We start from the raw sequence: 14,784 nt of genomic DNA on the forward strand, positions 1-14,784 counted from the left end.
GGGCGGGGACAGGTTAGGAAGAACGCATAACAACGATGGCGATGAAAAAGTTGCTCATAGCGTCGCTGCTGTTTGGCAGCGCCACCGTATACGGTGCAGACGGGTTCGTAGTGAAAGATATTCATTTCGAAGGCCTGCAACGAGTCGCCGTCGGTGCGGCGTTACTCAACATGCCGGTTCGCGTAGGCGATACCGTCTCTGATGATGATATCGGTAATACCATCCGTGCCTTGTTTGCCACTGGCAACTTCGAGGACGTTCGCGTGCTACGCGATGGTGATACGCTGATTGTTCAGGTTAAGGAACGCCCTACCATTGCCAGCATCACTTTCTCCGGTAACAAATCGGTGAAAGATGACATGCTCAAGCAAAACCTGGAAGCCTCTGGCGTCCGGGTTGGTGAAGCACTCGACCGCACCACCTTATCCAGCATTGAAAAAGGGTTGGAAGACTTCTACTACAGCGTCGGTAAATACAGTGCCTCGGTGAAAGCCGTGGTTACGCCGTTGCCGCGTAACCGTGTGGACCTGAAATTGGTCTTCACGGAAGGGGTTTCTGCCAAGATTCAACAAATCAACATTGTCGGCAACCATGCCTTCACCAACGATGAGCTGATCGCGCACTTCCAACTGCGTGATGATGTGCCGTGGTGGAACGTAGTGGCCGATCAGAAATACCAGAAGCAAAAGCTGGCGGGTGACCTCGAAAGCTTGCGCAGCTTCTATCTGGATCGCGGCTATGCCCGTTTCAATATCGATTCGACGCAGGTCAGCCTGACGCCAGACAAAAAAGGCATCTATATCACCGTTAACATCACCGAAGGCGATCAGTACAAGCTTTCCGGTGTGGTGGTGAATGGCAGCCTGGCCGGTCATTCGGCAGAAGTGGCCCAGTTGACCAAAATCGAGCCGGGTGAGCTGTTTAACGGCACCAAAGTGACCAAAATGGAAGATAACATCAAGAAGATGTTTGGCCGTTATGGTTACGCCTATCCGCGCGTACAGACTCAACCTGAAATCAACGACACGGATAAAACCGTGAAGCTGCACGTCAACATCGACGCGGGTAACCGTTTCTATGTGCGTCGCATCAAGTTCGAAGGCAACGACACCAGTAAAGATTCCGTTCTGCGCCGCGAAATGCGTCAGATGGAAGGGGCGTGGCTGGGTAACGATCAGGTCGAGCAGGGCAAAGAACGTCTGAACCGTCTGGGTTATTTCGAGACGGTCGATGTGGAAACCCAGCGCGTACCGGGCTCTGCCGATCAGGTTGATATCACCTATAAGGTGAAAGAGCGTAACACCGGCACACTGAACTTTGGTGTGGGCTACGGTACCGAAAGTGGCGTCAGCTTCCAGGCGGGCGTACAACAGGATAACTGGCTGGGTACTGGCTACTCCGTCGGCATCAGCGGTACCAAAAACGACTACCAGACCTATACCGAGCTGTCGGTCACCAACCCGTACTTCACCGTTGACGGTGTGAGTCTGGGTGGCCGTATCTTCTACAATGACTTTAAAGCGGACAACGCCGATCTGTCAGACTATACCAACAGCAGTTACGGTATTGATGGTACGTTGGGCTTCCCGATCAACGAGAACAACTCGCTGCGTGCCGGCCTGGGTTATGTGCATAACTCCCTGTCCGAAATGCAGCCGCAGATTGCCATGTGGCGTTATCTGGAATCGATGGGTCAGAACCCTAACTTGACCGATCGTGCTAGCTATACGGCAGACGACTTCACGCTGAACCTGGGCTGGACCTATAATAATCTGGACCGTGGCTTCTTCCCAAGCCAGGGTAACCGCACCACGTTCAACACCAAGCTGACCGTGCCAGGCTCCGACAACTCATACTACAAGATGACGTTGGATACTGCGCAGTACGTGCCGATCAACGATGATAAGACTTGGGTGTTGCTGGGTCGTGGTCGTCTGGGTTATGCCGATGGGTGGGGCGGTAAAGAAATGCCGTTCTATGAGAACTTCTATGCGGGTGGTTCAAGTACCGTTCGTGGCTTCCAGTCCAATACCATTGGTCCAAAAGCCGTGTACTACAACTCCAACTCGTATACTTGTCAGAATGCTGCTGGCTCCAACTCGCCTCAGCCGATTTGTAACTCCAACGATGCGGTCGGCGGTAATGCCATGGCGGTGGCAAGTCTGGAACTGATCACGCCAACGCCGTTCCTCAGCGAGAAATACGCCAACTCGGTGCGTACATCGCTGTTTATCGATGCCGGTACCGTGTGGGATACCCACTGGGAAAATACCAATCAGACAATGATGTTTGATGTGCCAGACTACAGCAAGGCGAGCAACATTCGCGTGTCTGCTGGTCTTGCGCTGCAGTGGATGTCTCCACTGGGGCCGTTGGTCTTCTCCTATGCGGATCCGATCAAGAAATACGACGGCGACAAGTCGGAGCAGTTCCAGTTTAACATCGGTAAAACCTGGTAATAACCGGTTTCACTGCTGGGCATAACGGTTCAAGAATCGCAAATGCCAGGCTTAAATCGGCACATAGCGAGAGAAATCTCATTGTGTAATGTGCTAAGTCTGGCAGATTGTGTACTTTCAAAAGTGTCATGTGACACAAACGGGTGATGGTAAGGAGTTTATAGTGAAAAAGTGGTTATGTGCCGCAGGCCTCGGTTTAGCAATGGCTGCTTCTGCAGGCGTTCAGGCAGCTGACAAGATTGCTGTTGTAAACGTTTCTAGCATTTTCCAACAGCTGCCAGCTCGTGAAACCGTAGCCAAGCAATTGGAAAGCGAATTCAAAGGCCGCGCAAGTGAACTCCAGAACATGGAACGCGATCTGCAAACCAAAATGCAGAAACTGCAGCGTGATGGTTCTACCATGAAAGCCAGCGATCGCACCAAGATGGAAAAAGACGTGATGGCTCAGCGTGAGCAGTTCTCTCAGAAAGCGCAGGCTTTCGAGCAGGACAATCGTCGTCGCCAGATGGAAGAGCGTAACAAGATCCTGAGCCGTATTCAGGATGCTGTGAAAGCCGTTGCCAGCAAAGAAGGCTATGACGTCGTGATCGACGCCAACGCAGTGGCTTACGCAGGAACTTCTAAAGATATTACTGCAGACGTGCTGAAACAGGTTAAATAATAACATGCCTTCAATTCGACTGGCTGATTTAGCGCAGCAGTTGGATGCACAAATGCACGGTGATGGCGATCTCGTCATCACCGGCATTGCTTCTATGCATTCCGCACAGCCTGGCCAAATCACGTTTTTGTCAAACAGCCGCTATCAAGAGCAGCTGGCTTCCTGTCAGGCGAGTGCCGTAGTGCTCACCGAAGCAGACTTACCGCACTGCCGTAGCGCGGCGCTGGTAGTGAAAAACCCTTACCTGACCTATGCGCGTATGGCGCAGTTGATGGACACTACGCCAGCTCCGGCAGCAGATATCGCGCCAAGCGCGGTGATCTCTCCTGAGGCCAAGCTTGGGCAGAACGTTGCCATTGGCGCCAATGCAGTTATCGAATCCGGCGTCGAGCTGGGCGATAACGTGGTCATCGGCCCTGGTTGCTTTATTGGCAAACGGGCACGCCTCGGTGCGGGTACGCGTCTGTGGGCCAACGTCACGATTTATCATGAAGTGGAAATCGGCCAGCACTGCCTGATCCAATCGGGAACGGTGATTGGTGCGGACGGCTTCGGCTACGCCAACGAGCGTGGCAACTGGATCAAGATCCCGCAGCTCGGTACGGTGATCATTGGCGACCGCGTTGAGATTGGCGCCTGTACCACCATCGATCGCGGCGCGTTGGATAACACCCAGATTGGGAATGGTGTTATCATAGATAACCAATGTCAGATTGCACACAACGTCGTGATTGGCGAGAATACTGCCGTTGCGGGCGGTGTGATCATGGCCGGTAGCCTGAAAATCGGCCGCTATTGCCAAATTGGTGGTGCCAGTGTGATCAATGGTCACATGGAGATTGCCGACCAGGTAGTTGTCACCGGGATGGGAATGGTTATGCGACCAATCACCGAACCTGGGGTATACTCCTCTGGCATTCCGTTACAACCCAACAAAGTTTGGCGTAAAACTGCGGCGTTGGTGATGAATATCGATGAGATTAGCAAGCGCTTGAAAGCTGTCGAACGAAAAGTCGGCAAAGACTAATCACCACGACCCGTTATGCTGGGTATAAAACGAAACGCGTTGGCAATGATGCCAAAAGCGCAAAGAGTTGTTAATTTGCGGCCTGCCTGATGATCCCCTTTTTGGGTTCACCGCAGGCCGTGTTGTTGATGCCATCAGTTTTTAGAGACAGGAAGAGTATTTTGACTACTGACACTCATACTCTAGATATTGCAGAAATTCTGGAACTGCTCCCTCACCGTTATCCATTCTTGCTGGTTGACCGTGTACTGGATTTCGAAGAGCATAAATATCTGCGTGCAGTGAAGAACGTATCCGTTAATGAGCCGTTTTTCCAGGGGCATTTCCCTGGTAAACCGATTTTTCCAGGCGTGTTGATTTTGGAAGCCATGGCTCAGGCCACGGGTATTCTGGCATTCAAGAGCGTGGGTAAACTGGAACCGGGCGAGTTGTACTATTTCGCCGGTATTGACGAAGCTCGCTTCAAGCGCCCTGTGGTGCCTGGCGATCAGATGATTATGGAAGTCACTTTCGAGAAAACCCGTCGTGGTCTGACCCGCTTTAAAGGCGTGGCGACCGTTGATGGAAAAATTGTCTGCGAAGCAACCATGATGTGTGCCCGCAGCCGGGAGGCATAATCCGTGATTGATAAAACCGCCTTTATCCATCCTAGTGCTATCGTTGAAGCAGGTGCCGTCATCGGCGCTGGTGCGCATGTCGGTCCCTTCTGCTACGTCGGCTCCCAGGTGGAAATCGGCGCGGGTACGGTGCTGAAGTCGCATGTGGTGGTGAACGGTATCACCAAGATTGGCCGCGATAACGAGATCTATCAGTTTGCCTCTATCGGTGAAGTGAACCAGGATCTGAAATACGCTGGCGAACCGACCCGGGTTGAGGTCGGCGATCGCAACCGCATTCGTGAGAGCGTCACCATTCATCGCGGTACCGCACAGGGCACTGGCTTGACCAAAGTGGGTAATGACAACCTGCTGATGGTCAACGTACACGTTGCTCATGACTGCGTGGTGGGGAACTCCTGTGTGCTGGCCAACAACGCAACGCTGGCTGGCCACGTGGAGATCGACGATTTTGCCATCATTGGTGGCATGACCGCGATCCACCAGTTCTGCGTGATTGGTGCCCATGTGATGGTCGGTGGCTGCTCCGGCGTGGCTCAGGACGTACCGCCTTTTGTCATCGCGCAGGGTAACCACGCGACGCCATTCGGTGTGAACGCCGTAGGTCTGAAACGCCGTGGTTTTGATAAGGATGAGATGCAGGCGATCCGTAATGCCTACAAAATCCTCTATCGTAGCGAGAAGACCTTCGACGAGGCTAAAACAGAAATCGAAGCCCTGGCGCAACAGCAGCCAGTGGTGCAGCAGTTCCTCGATTTCTTTGCCCGTTCCACCCGCGGGATTATTCGCTGAGTTATGCCAAATCGTCCATTGACTATCGGATTGGTCGCCGGGGAAACCTCCGGTGATATTCTGGGTGCCGGATTAATTCGTGCGCTCAAGACGCACTACCCAAGCGCTCGCTTTGTCGGTGTCGCGGGCCCGCTGATGCAGGCCGAAGGGTGTGAAACCTGGTACGAAATGGAAGAGCTGGCGGTAATGGGCGTGGTAGAGGTGCTTGAACGTCTGCCACGCCTGTTGAAGATCCGTAAGGATCTGACCCGTCGGTTCAGTGAGCTGAAGCCTGACGTGTTTGTCGGTATCGATGCGCCAGACTTCAACCTCACGCTGGAAGGCCGCCTGAAACAGCGCGGTATCCGCACTATTCACTATGTCAGCCCGTCCGTGTGGGCCTGGCGTCAAAAGCGTGTTTTCAAAATTGGTAAAGCGACCGACCTGGTGTTGGCCTTCCTCCCTTTCGAAAAAGCGTTTTACGATCGTTTCAACGTTCCATGCCGCTTTATCGGTCACACCATGGCCGATGCGATGCCGTTGCAGGCCGATAAGCTGGCGGCACGCGCTACGCTGGGTATTGCCCCGGATGCGCGTTGCCTGGCATTGCTCCCTGGTAGCCGCAATGCCGAAGTGGAAATGCTCAGCGGGGATTTCCTCAGGACGGCCCAGCTGTTACGCGAGCATTATCCCGATCTGGAAGTGGTCGTGCCGTTGGTCAACGCCAAGCGCCGTGAGCAGTTTGAGCGCATCAAGGCCGAAGTTGCACCGGAGCTCAAGGTACACTTGCTGGATGGCAAAGGGCGTGAAGCGATGGTAGCCAGCGATGCAGCACTGCTGGCTTCCGGCACGGCGGCGTTGGAGTGTATGTTGGCGAAATGCCCGATGGTGGTCGGCTACCGCATGAAGCCATTTACCTTCTGGCTGGCGGAGCGGTTGGTGAAAACCCCGTATGTCTCCTTGCCCAACCTGCTGGCGGGGCGTGAAATTGTCACCGAGCTGCTGCAACACGATTGTGTGCCGGATAAACTGGCCGCCGCGTTATTGCCGCTGTTGGAAGACAGCCCGCAAGCGGAGCTGTTGAAACAGACTTTCCTTGAACTGCATCAGAGCATACGCTGTGGTGCCGATGAACAGGCCGCTCAGGCTGTGTTGGAGCTGGCGAGAGTATGATGGAACCCTTTGTTTACCCTGCCGCCCGGCTGTTTGCCGGTGTTGATGAAGTGGGGCGTGGGCCTTTGGTCGGTGCCGTGGTGACCGCTGCGGTGATCCTCGATCCTGCTCGGCCGATTGTTGGTCTGGCGGACTCCAAAAAGCTCAGCGAAAAGCGCCGCCTGGCGTTGTACGACGAAATTGTGGAAAAAGCGCTGTCCTGGAGCCTGGGGCGGGCTGAGCCGGTCGAAATCGACCAACTGAATATCCTGCACGCCACCATGCTGGCGATGCAGCGTGCGGTCGCCGGTTTGCATATTGCGCCGGACATGGTGTTAATTGATGGTAACCGCTGTCCAAAACTGCCGATGCGTTCGTTAGCGGTGGTGAAAGGGGATAGCCGGGTAGCAGAAATCAGCGCCGCATCGATTCTGGCAAAGGTGACCCGCGATCGTGAAATGACCGAGCTGGATGCGATCTTCCCGGATTACGGTTTTGCTCAACACAAAGGCTACCCCACCGCGTTCCATCTGGAAAAGTTGGCCGCATTAGGTGCCACCGAGCATCATCGCCGCAGCTTTGCCCCTGTCGCAAGAGTGCTGGAGCAGTAATTACCTCCTGGCCTCGTTGGGCTACATAAGTTGAGTTAACCCTGGTCCAGCTTGCTGGGCCCCAACACGTTGGTATCTGGATATGGCCGAACCTCGTTTTATTCATCTGCGCGTCCACAGTGACTACTCCATGATTGATGGATTAGCCAAGATCGGCCCGTTGGTGAAAAGAGCCGCCGCGCTAGCCATGCCAGCTTTGGGCATCACCGACTTCACCAATATGTGTGGTCTGGTGAAGTTTTATGGCAGTGCGCATGGCGCCGGGATCAAACCGATCATCGGTGCGGATTTCCATGTGCAAAGTGAAGAGCTGGGCGATGAGCTGGCTCAGCTTACCGTGCTGGCAACCAATAACGAAGGCTATCAAAACCTGACCTTACTGATCTCACGGGCTTATCAGCGCGGCTATGGCGCGGCAGGCCCGGTGATCGATCGTGACTGGTTGATTGAACATCGCAACGGCTTGATCCTGCTTTCCGGCGCGCGGATGGGCGACGTCGGCAAATTTCTGATCCGTGGCAATCAGGCCGTGGTCGATCAATGCCTGGACTTCTACCAGCAGTATTTCCCGGATTGCTACTATCTCGAACTGATCCGCACCGGCCGTGCCGATGAGGAAAACTACCTGCATGCTGCGGTCGCCTTGGCAACCGAGCGTGGATTACCCGTTGTCGCCACCAACGACGTCCGTTTTCTGGTGGAAGATGACTTTGATGCCCATGAGATCCGCGTAGCGATCCATGACGGCTTCACGCTCGACGATCCTAAACGCCCGAAAAACTACAGCCCGCAACAGTACATGCGTAGCGAAGAGGAGATGTGCGAGCTGTTTGCCGACATCCCGGAAGCGCTAATCAATAGCGTGGAAATCGCCAAACGCTGCAACGTCACCATCCGGCTGGGCGAATACTTCCTGCCACAGTTCCCCACCGGCGATATGTCTACCGAAGATTTCCTGGTGGTCAAATCCAAAGAAGGGCTGGAAGAGCGTCTGGAATTCCTGTTCCCGGACCCGGAAGTTCGTGCTCAGCGCCGTCCAGAGTATGACGAGCGTTTGGATCTGGAACTGGGCGTGATCAACCAGATGGGCTTCCCGGGCTACTTCCTGATCGTAATGGAGTTCATCCAGTGGTCGAAAGATAACGACGTGCCGGTTGGCCCTGGGCGAGGTTCCGGTGCTGGTTCACTGGTGGCCTACGCGCTGAAGATCACCGACCTCGACCCGTTGGAATTTGACCTGCTGTTCGAACGCTTCCTGAACCCGGAACGTGTCTCGATGCCCGACTTCGACGTCGACTTCTGCATGGAAAAGCGCGACCTGGTGATCGAACACGTGGCGGAGATGTATGGCCGCGAGGCGGTATCACAGATCATCACCTTCGGTACCATGGCGGCGAAAGCGGTGATCCGCGACGTGGGCCGGGTACTCGGTCACCCATACGGCTTTGTTGACCGAATCTCCAAGCTGGTGCCACCCGATCCGGGCATGACGCTGGAAAAAGCCTTTGCCGCAGAACCGCAGCTGCCAGAAATTTATGAGGCAGACGAAGAGGTCAAAGCGCTGATCGACATGGCGCGCAAGCTGGAAGGCGTGACGCGTAACGCCGGTAAGCACGCCGGGGGCGTGGTAATTGCACCTACCAAGATCACCGACTTTGCACCGCTCTATTGCGATGCGGAAGGGAATCACCCGGTAACCCAGTTTGACAAGAACGACGTGGAATACGCCGGGCTGGTGAAGTTCGACTTCCTTGGCCTGCGTACGCTGACCATCATCGACTGGGCGTTGGAGATGATCAACGCCCGCCGCGCCAAGACCGGCTTGGAACCGATCGATATCGCGGCCATTCCGCTCGAGGACAAGAAAAGTTTCGACATGCTGCAACGCTCGGAAACCACTGCGGTGTTCCAGCTTGAATCGCGCGGCATGAAAGATTTGATCAAACGCCTGAAGCCCGACTGCTTCGAAGACATGATCGCTCTGGTGGCGCTGTTCCGTCCTGGGCCGTTGCAGTCCGGCATGGTAGATAACTTTATCGACCGTAAGCACGGGCGTGAAGAGATTTCCTACCCGGATATCCAGTGGCAGCATGAGTCGCTCAAGCCGGTGCTGGAGCCGACCTATGGCATCATCCTGTACCAGGAACAGGTGATGCAGATCGCCCAGGTACTGGCTGGTTATACGCTGGGCGGGGCAGACATGCTGCGTCGTGCCATGGGTAAAAAGAACCCGGTCGAAATGGCCAAACAGCGTGGCGGTTTTGAAGATGGCGCCAAATCACGCGGCATTGACGGCGAACTGTCGGTAAAAATCTTCGATCTGGTAGAGAAGTTTGCCGGTTATGGTTTTAACAAATCACACTCCGCTGCTTATGCGTTGGTGTCTTATCAAACGCTGTGGCTGAAGGCCCACTATCCGGCCGAGTTTATGGCGGCGGTAATGACCGCCGATATGGACAACACCGATAAGGTGGTGGGGCTGGTGGATGAGTGCTGGCGCATGGGCCTGAAAATCCTGCCGCCGGATATCAACAGCGGGCAGTACCACTTCCACGTTAACGATGACGGCGAGATCGTTTACGGTATCGGGGCCATCAAGGGCGTGGGGGAAGGGCCGATCGAGGCGATTATCGAAGCCCGTAACAGCGGCGAGCAGGGCTATTTCAAAGATCTGTTCGACCTGTGCGCGCGCTCCGATATTAAAAAGCTCAACCGCCGTATTCTGGAAAAGCTGATCATGTCCGGGGCGTTCGATCGCCTTGGGCCACACCGTGCCGCCTTGATGCACTCCCTGGGGGATGCGCTTAAAGCGGCCGATCAGCACGCCAAAGCCGAAGCCATCGGCCAGGCGGATATGTTTGGCGTGCTGGCGGAAGCGCCGGAGCAGGTGGAGCAATCCTACGCCAACGTGCCTCCCTGGCAGGAACAGGTGGTGCTGGATGGCGAGCGGGAAACGCTGGGGCTGTATCTTACCGGCCACCCGATCACCCAGTATCTCAAAGAGATCGAGCGCTATGCCGGTGGCCAGCGCCTGAAAGATATGCATCCGACGGATCGTGGTAAGATGACTACCGCCGTCGGCTTGGTGATCGCCTCCAAGATCATGATGACCAAACGCGGTAACCGCATCGGCATTTGTACGCTGGATGACCGTTCGGGCCGTCTGGACATCATGTTATTCACCGATGCCTTGGAAAAATACCAGCATTTATTGGAAAAAGACCGTATCCTGATCGCCACTGGACAGGTCAGCTTTGATGACTTTAACGGCGGGCTTAAAATGACCGCCCGTGAACTCATGGACATCAGCGAAGCTCGTGAAAAATACGCTCGCGGGCTTGCTATCTCGCTGACGGACAGGCAAATTGATGACCAGCTTTTGAACCGTCTCCGTCAGTCTTTGGAACCCCATCGCTCGGGGACGATTCCAGTGCATCTCTACTATCAACGGGAAGATGCACGGGCAAGATTGCGCTTTGGCGCAGCTTGGCGCGTGACGCCGACCGACCGCTTGTTGATTGATTTGCGGACCTTGGTAGGTAATGAGCAGGTGGAACTGGAATTTGACTAAAATAGGAATGCTATGAGTCTGAATTTTCTTGATTTTGAACAGCCGATTGCAGAGCTGGAAGCGAAAATTGACTCGCTGACCGCAGTCAGCCGTCAAGACGAAAAATTAGATATTAATCTGGACGAAGAGGTTCAGCGCCTGCGTGAGAAGAGCGTTGAGCTGACGCGCAAGATTTTTTCCGATCTTGGGGCCTGGCAGATTGCCCAATTGGCACGCCACCCGCGCCGTCCTTATACCCTGGATTATATCGAACACATCTTTACCGACTTTGAAGAGCTGGCAGGCGATCGCGCCTATGCCGATGACAAAGCCATTGTCGGTGGTATTGCGCGCCTCGATGGCCGCCCGGTGATGATCATTGGTCATCAGAAAGGGCGTGAAACCAAAGAGAAGATCCGCCGCAACTTCGGCATGCCGGCACCGGAAGGCTACCGCAAAGCGCTGCGCCTGATGGAAATGGCTTCCCGCTTCAAGATGCCACTGATCACCTTTATCGACACCCCAGGTGCTTATCCTGGCGTGGGTGCGGAAGAGCGTGGGCAGTCTGAGGCGATCGCCCGCAACCTGCGTGAAATGTCTCGTCTGAATATCCCGGTGATCTGCACCGTGATCGGCGAAGGCGGCTCCGGCGGGGCACTGGCGATCGGCGTGGGCGACAAAGTGAACATGCTGCAATACAGCACCTATTCGGTAATCTCGCCGGAAGGCTGCGCCTCGATCCTGTGGAAAAGTGCCGACAAGGCACCGATCGCCGCAGAAGCGATGGGCATCACTGCACCGCGTCTGAAAGAGCTGAAACTGGTCGACTCGGTGATCCCTGAACCTTTGGGATCCGCTCACCGCGACGTACCGGCAATGGCGGCTTCGCTGAAAGCTCAACTGTTGGCGGACCTGGCAGATCTGGATGGCCTGAACAACGAAGAGTTGCTCAACCGTCGCTATCAACGGCTGATGAACTACGGTTATTGCTAAGCGGGCTGTAGGGGCGCCGCATGCTGCGCCCGCTCAACAATCTGAAACCGCCTTCGGGCGGTTTTTTTATGCGCGTAAGACAGCCTCGGCTTTTTATGTTGTTATAAGGCATTGGTGGTTAACTGACAGGACCGATTCGATGAATATCATTGCGATCATGAGCCCGATGGGCGTGTATTACAAAGATGAGCCTATCCGCGAGCTGCACGTGGCGCTGGCCTCAATGGGCTTTCAACTGGTATTCCCCAAGAACAGCGGCGATCTGCTCAAGCTGATCGAACACAATGCACGTATCTGTGGGGTGATTTTCGACTGGGATGAATACAGCCTCGAGCTGTGCAGCGAAATCAACGAACTCAACGAATACCTGCCGCTGTATGCGTTTATCAACACCCATTCCACGTTCGACGTTCATCTGCATGAAATGCGCATGGTGCTGTATTTCTTCGAATATGGTTTGAACGCCGCCGATGATATTGCCCAGCGCATCCGCCAATATACCGATGAGTATATGGATACCATTACCCCGCCGCTGACCAAAGCGCTGTTCACTTATGTGAAAGAGGGGAAATATACCTTCTGCACGCCGGGCCATATGGCGGGCACCGCGTTCCAGAAAAGCCCGGTCGGTTGCCTGTTCTATGATTTCTTTGGTGCAAATACCCTGAAAGCGGATATCTCCATCTCGGTGACGGAACTCGGCTCGCTACTGGATCACACCGGCCCGCATCTGGAGGCTGAGGAGTACATTGCCCGCACGTTCAATGCGGAACAGAGCTATCTGGTGACTAACGGCACCTCTACCGCCAACAAGATTGTTGGTATGTATTCGGCTCCTGCGGGCAGTACGGTACTGATTGACCGCAACTGCCATAAGTCGCTGTGCCATTTGCTGATGATGTGCGACATCGTGCCGATTTACCTGCGCCCGTTGCGTAACGCGTATGGGATTTTAGGCGGCATTCCCCAGCACGAATTTACCCGCGATAGCATTGCCAAACGGGTGGCAGAAACCGCCAACGCCAGTTGGCCAGTACATGCGGTGATCACCAACTCCACCTATGATGGCCTGCTGTATAACACCGATTACATCAAACAGACGCTGGATGTGGCCTCGATCCACTTCGATTCCGCCTGGGTGCCTTACACCAATTTCCACCCGATTTACGACGGCAAGAGCGGCATGAGTGGCGATCGTATTGCTGGCAAGGTGATCTACGAAACCCAATCGACCCACAAGCTGCTGGCGGCGTTCTCTCAGGCCTCGATGATCCACATTAAAGGGGATTACGACGAGAGCACCTTTAACGAAGCCTACATGATGCACACCACCACTTCGCCGCATTACGGCATCGTTGCTTCAATGGAAACTGCTGCTGCGATGCTGCGTGGCAACCCAGGGAAACGCATGATTAACCGCTCCGTGGAGCGAGCCCTGCATTTTCGCCGTGAAGTGCAGCGCCTGCGTGCCGAGAGTGACACTTGGTTCTTCGATATCTGGCAGCCGGAAGAGATTGACGAGGCCCAGTGCTGGCCGCTGAACCCGGACGATAACTGGCATGGTTTTGGCCAGACCGACAGCGATCATATGTATCTGGATCCGATCAAGGTCACCATTTTAACGCCGGGGATGAACGAACTGGGTGAAATGGAGGACTCCGGGATACCGGCAGCGCTGGTGGCGAAGTATCTGGATGAACGCGGGATCGTGGTGGAGAAGACTGGCCCGTACAACCTGCTGTTCCTGTTCAGCATTGGTATCGACAAGACCAAGGCGATGAGCCTGCTGCGCAGCCTGACGGATTTCAAACGGGCCTACGATCTCAATCTGCGGGTGAAAAACATGCTGCCGGATCTGTATGCCGAAGATCCGGATTTCTATCGCCATATGCGCATTCAGGATCTGGCCGCCGGGATCCACCAGCTTATCCGTAAGCACGATTTGCCGGGCCTGATGCTGCGGGCGTTTGACGTGTTGCCGGAAATGAAGTTGACGCCTCATGAGATGTTCCAGCAGCAGGTGCGTGGCAATGTGGAAACCTGCGAGATTGACCAGTTGGTCGGCAAGGTGGCGGCGAACATGATCCTGCCTTATCCGCCGGGAGTGCCGGTAGTGATGCCGGGGGAAATGATCACCGAAGAGAGTCGCGCGGTACTCGATTTCCTGCTGATGCTGTGTTCGATTGGTGAGCACTATCCAGGCTTTGAAACCGATATCCATGGGGCTAAATTGACCGAGGATGGTCGCTACCTGGTGAAGGTGCTGAAAGCCAGTTAGGTTGGCCATGGCCCCTCACCCTAGCCCAAAGGGAGAGGGGACTCTATGTGCTACCCATTGACTCCCGAATCTGACCTTAGCACGGGCGCAGCATGCAGCGCCCCTACGCAGTGCCACATAATCTGCCGACGACGCTGAACTAGCTCCCTCTCCCTGTGGGAGAGGGTTGGGGTGAGGGGAAAATTTAATCAATAAACTAAAGGAGCAGCCATGTTGGCATTACGGCAGGTTCACCACATTGCGGTGATTGGTTCTGATTACGCCGTCAGTAAACACTTTTACTGCGATATCCTGGGGTTCACTCTGCAAGCCGAGGTTTACCGTGCGGAGCGCGACTCCTGGAAGGCCGATCTGGCGCTGAATGGCCAATACGTCATTGAGCTGTTCTCCTTTCCGTCCCCCCCAGCCAGACCCAGCCGCCCAGAAGCTTGTGGCCTGCGCCACCTGGCATTTAGCGTCGAGGATATCGAGGCATCGATCGCGCATTTACAGGCAGCAGGGGTTGCTTGCGAGCCGATAAGGGTCGGTCCCTACACTCAATCCCGTTTTACCTTTTTCAGCGATCCTGACGGGTTACCGCTCGAATTATATGAACTATGAATGCTTAATCTTCTGAGAACGGCCCAAGTTATGGGTCGTTATGCTATCATTCCGCCCTTGCCCTC

At 54.8% G+C, this 14,784-nt stretch carries 11 protein-coding genes; all 11 read left to right on the top strand.

Annotated features, from left to right (window positions below):
* The first annotated feature begins 35 nt into the window (after window positions 1-35).
* The 11 genes from bamA to U869_RS0114635 all read left to right on the top strand — a co-directional run bounded on the left by bamA (window position 36) and on the right by U869_RS0114635 (window position 14,719).
* On the top strand, window positions 36-2,459 hold the full coding sequence (gene bamA / locus U869_RS0114585; RefSeq protein ID WP_025120885.1) for an outer membrane protein assembly factor BamA: 2,424 nt from the start codon (window positions 36-38) through the stop codon (window positions 2,457-2,459).
* A 163-nt stretch (window positions 2,460-2,622) separates the two neighbouring features.
* Window positions 2,623-3,120, top strand: coding sequence for a molecular chaperone Skp (skp, locus tag U869_RS0114590; RefSeq protein ID WP_021179917.1), 498 nt, complete (start codon window positions 2,623-2,625; stop codon window positions 3,118-3,120).
* A 4-nt stretch (window positions 3,121-3,124) separates the two neighbouring features.
* Window positions 3,125-4,147 (top strand): UDP-3-O-(3-hydroxymyristoyl)glucosamine N-acyltransferase, encoded by a 1,023-nt coding sequence (gene lpxD / locus U869_RS0114595; RefSeq protein ID WP_025120886.1) that lies wholly within the window; start codon window positions 3,125-3,127, stop codon window positions 4,145-4,147.
* Window positions 4,148-4,308: 161 nt separating this feature from the next.
* The gene (gene fabZ / locus U869_RS0114600) at window positions 4,309-4,764 is read left to right on the top strand and encodes a 3-hydroxyacyl-ACP dehydratase FabZ (RefSeq protein ID WP_021179919.1); all 456 of its coding nucleotides are present in this window, start codon (window positions 4,309-4,311) and stop codon (window positions 4,762-4,764) included.
* Window positions 4,765-4,767: 3 nt separating this feature from the next.
* On the top strand, window positions 4,768-5,556 hold the full coding sequence (gene lpxA, locus U869_RS0114605) for an acyl-ACP--UDP-N-acetylglucosamine O-acyltransferase (RefSeq protein ID WP_025120887.1): 789 nt from the start codon (window positions 4,768-4,770) through the stop codon (window positions 5,554-5,556).
* A gap of 3 nt (window positions 5,557-5,559) precedes the next feature.
* Window positions 5,560-6,708, top strand: coding sequence for a lipid-A-disaccharide synthase (lpxB, locus tag U869_RS0114610; RefSeq protein ID WP_025120888.1), 1,149 nt, complete (start codon window positions 5,560-5,562; stop codon window positions 6,706-6,708).
* Window positions 6,705-7,298, top strand: coding sequence for a ribonuclease HII (gene rnhB, locus U869_RS0114615; protein ID WP_025120889.1), 594 nt, complete (start codon window positions 6,705-6,707; stop codon window positions 7,296-7,298). Before lpxB ends, rnhB begins: the two co-directional genes overlap by 4 nt.
* Before the next feature lie 82 nt (window positions 7,299-7,380).
* Window positions 7,381-10,869 carry a DNA polymerase III subunit alpha gene (gene dnaE, locus U869_RS0114620; RefSeq protein WP_025120890.1) on the top strand — a complete coding sequence of 1,163 codons (3,489 nt, stop codon included), beginning with the start codon at window positions 7,381-7,383 and terminating at the stop codon, window positions 10,867-10,869.
* A 12-nt stretch (window positions 10,870-10,881) separates the two neighbouring features.
* The gene (gene accA / locus U869_RS0114625; protein ID WP_025120891.1) at window positions 10,882-11,841 is read left to right on the top strand and encodes an acetyl-CoA carboxylase carboxyl transferase subunit alpha; all 960 of its coding nucleotides are present in this window, start codon (window positions 10,882-10,884) and stop codon (window positions 11,839-11,841) included.
* A 139-nt stretch (window positions 11,842-11,980) separates the two neighbouring features.
* Window positions 11,981-14,119, top strand: coding sequence for a lysine decarboxylase LdcC (locus U869_RS0114630; protein WP_025120892.1), 2,139 nt, complete (start codon window positions 11,981-11,983; stop codon window positions 14,117-14,119).
* Between the two features lie 210 nt (window positions 14,120-14,329).
* Entirely contained in the window at window positions 14,330-14,719 is a 390-nt protein-coding gene (locus tag U869_RS0114635; protein WP_025120893.1) for a VOC family protein, read from the top strand.
* Window positions 14,720-14,784 lie beyond the last annotated feature (65 nt).

It is taken from the genome of Serratia sp. H1w (assembly GCF_000633355.1).
Classification (GTDB): Bacteria; Pseudomonadota; Gammaproteobacteria; order Enterobacterales; family Enterobacteriaceae; genus Chania.

What these genes read in the sequence shown, in the direction of transcription:
- bamA (WP_025120885.1), top strand. Translation starts at nt 36, where the DNA reads ATGGCGATGAAAAAGTTGCTCATAGCGTCGCTGCTGTTTGGCAGCGCC.
- lpxD (WP_025120886.1), top strand. Translation starts at nt 3,125, where the DNA reads ATGCCTTCAATTCGACTGGCTGATTTAGCGCAGCAGTTGGATGCACAA.
- lpxB (WP_025120888.1), top strand. Translation starts at nt 5,560, where the DNA reads ATGCCAAATCGTCCATTGACTATCGGATTGGTCGCCGGGGAAACCTCC.
- rnhB (WP_025120889.1), top strand. Translation starts at nt 6,705, where the DNA reads ATGATGGAACCCTTTGTTTACCCTGCCGCCCGGCTGTTTGCCGGTGTT.
- dnaE (WP_025120890.1), top strand. Translation starts at nt 7,381, where the DNA reads ATGGCCGAACCTCGTTTTATTCATCTGCGCGTCCACAGTGACTACTCC.
- accA (WP_025120891.1), top strand. Translation starts at nt 10,882, where the DNA reads ATGAGTCTGAATTTTCTTGATTTTGAACAGCCGATTGCAGAGCTGGAA.
- U869_RS0114630 (WP_025120892.1), top strand. Translation starts at nt 11,981, where the DNA reads ATGAATATCATTGCGATCATGAGCCCGATGGGCGTGTATTACAAAGAT.
- U869_RS0114635 (WP_025120893.1), top strand. Translation starts at nt 14,330, where the DNA reads ATGTTGGCATTACGGCAGGTTCACCACATTGCGGTGATTGGTTCTGAT.